3 protein-coding genes and 1 pseudogene are annotated in these 1,774 nt (G+C 59.6%); 1 reads left to right on the top strand and 3 read right to left on the bottom strand.

Translation table 11 applies throughout. The features are described 5' to 3' along the window. A partial coding sequence (locus ACR0E6_RS21000) for a radical SAM protein (RefSeq protein WP_480586930.1) occupies window positions 1-253 on the bottom strand: 253 nt, incomplete at its 3' end. A gap of 90 nt (window positions 254-343) precedes the next feature. Between ACR0E6_RS21000 and ACR0E6_RS20995 the strand changes: the two genes are divergently transcribed. Beyond that, window positions 344-778, top strand: coding sequence for a hypothetical protein (locus ACR0E6_RS20995; protein ID WP_480564748.1), 435 nt, complete (start codon window positions 344-346; stop codon window positions 776-778). On the opposite strand, the gene ACR0E6_RS20990 is transcribed toward ACR0E6_RS20995, so the two are convergent. Both ACR0E6_RS20990 and ACR0E6_RS20985 read right to left on the bottom strand, forming a co-directional pair. Further along, window positions 775-1,452, bottom strand: coding sequence for a DNA alkylation repair protein (locus tag ACR0E6_RS20990; RefSeq protein ID WP_480564751.1), 678 nt, complete (start codon window positions 1,450-1,452; stop codon window positions 775-777). The genes ACR0E6_RS20995 and ACR0E6_RS20990 overlap by 4 nt on opposite strands. Window positions 1,453-1,455: 3 nt before the next feature. Continuing rightward, window positions 1,456-1,774 (bottom strand): annotated as a pseudogene (locus ACR0E6_RS20985) (pyridoxamine 5'-phosphate oxidase family protein); the annotation flags it as partial.

The following is a 1,774-nucleotide window of genomic DNA, read 5'->3' as shown; positions in this document are numbered from 1 at the left end:
TGGAGTTGAAGAACGACATGATATTGCGCCGCAGGAGCGGCTCACCACCGGTGATGCTCAGTTTCTCAACGCCCATATTCACCAAGGTGCAACACATGCGGTCCAGCTCTTCCAGCGTCAGCAGCTCTTTCTTGGGCAGAAAGGTCATGTTCTCGGACATACAATAGACGCAGCGAAAGTCGCAGCGGTCGGTTACCGAGACGCGCAGATAGGTGATGGCACGGGCGAAAGGATCAATCAGCGGAGCAGTCATGCGGTATAGGTAAAGCTGGAACAGGCCCACGACAAGAGCGAACTGTGCTTTGGTCTGGTGCAGCTGCATGAGGGGTTGTAGGTTCGGGGTATGAGAGAACTGCTTGTGATATCCTGCGTTTTGCTGGTCGGGTGCGATACCGTGCGTTCGACAACGGATCGTTTGTTGGGGCGCGATGAAGCGGCGGCAGAGCCAACGCCTGCTGCTGTAGAGACCGCACCTGCCGAGGCGGAAAGCTCTGCCTATATCCAGCCCGCAACCGCGACAGCGAACTGGACCGGCGCCAAGACCACCATTGCCGGGTTGGGCGATCCGTCGACTCCGGGCCGCTGGATGCAGACACCCTTGGTCGATTCCGAGGTGACCGCGCGGGTTGTTGTGCCGAAAACCGGCGCGCAGGCTTATATCACTCTGGTTCCGGCCTCGGGGCCCGAGACAGGTGGCAGCCGTTTGTCACTAGATGCCATGCGGGCGTTGCTGGTGCCGTTTGATCAGTTGGTCGAGGTCGAGGTCTACGCCAACTAACCCTTCAGGTATTTTCCGGCCTCGCGCCGGGCAAAGGGTTTCATCGCGTCTCCATGCGTTTCCAGAAAAGCCACGACCCGGTTGGGATCATGTTTGGAGAGTTCCCGTAGCCACCACGCAATGGATTTCTGAATGAACCAGTTCCGATCGGGCACATAGCCCGCGGCCCACCCGAGGATTCGATCTCGGCGCGCCAGATCTTCTGGTTTGGGGTGGTTTTGCTTGGTCCAAGGAAGCGTTGAGACCAGAGCAGCGCGGCGGGTCCACATGTGGTCTGATCCCGTCCATGTTTTAACCTGATCCAGCCGTGTGGGATCGGCGCTCAGGCGTTTCTGGATGGCGGTGCAAGCGTGGTCGGCGATGGCCCATGCGTCGAAATCGGACACCCAGCTTTGCAACAAGGCCCACACATCCTCATCTGGGCGAATGCGCGCCTGGGTCAGCAGTTTGGAGGCCGCAACGCGCGCCTCGTGAATGTTGGTCTGCCAGAGCGCATCCGCGAGGGTGACGCGCTCAGCAATGGACAATTCCTTGCGCCAGGCTTTGGTCAGATCGTTGAGAACAGGAACCGCGACGCCCAGATAGGGACGCTCGGCCTTGTGATAGACCGCGACCTGTTCCGCGCGCTCGGCATCGGCATGTGCCTTGATCTGATCCAGATAGGGGGCAAGCATGGTCTAGACCGGAACGCCGGTGGGCTTGCCGTCAATCGTCTGCTGGTTCTTCGCGACCCAATAGGCGCGGATATCGTCGTCTGATTTGCCGTCGACCCATTTTTGCATCGTGTCGCGATCCGACTGGAACTCCATGAACGGAACCGCATAGCCGCAGGAGGTCTGCACCAGATCAATACTGAGGTCATAGATCTGCCGCTCGCTGCGGTGGTTGGGGAATTGACCTGCCAGTTCGTCCCAACCGTCATCCCCCGCATGCAGGGTGCGTGCGGTGCCATAGGTGCGCAGGATCAGCGGGCGCGTGGTGAAGGAACACCACATC

Source organism: Ruegeria sp. AP12 (genome assembly GCF_056540025.1).
The sequence above is the reverse complement of the archived record's forward strand: the minus strand, read 5'-3'. Positions and strand labels throughout refer to the sequence as shown.

Bases quoted from the DNA above. Each gene is read 5' to 3' on its own strand.
- ACR0E6_RS20995 (WP_480564748.1), top strand. From the start codon at position 344: ATGAGAGAACTGCTTGTGATATCCTGCGTTTTGCTGGTCGGGTGCGAT.
- ACR0E6_RS20990 (WP_480564751.1), bottom strand. From the start codon at position 1,452: ATGCTTGCCCCCTATCTGGATCAGATCAAGGCACATGCCGATGCCGAG.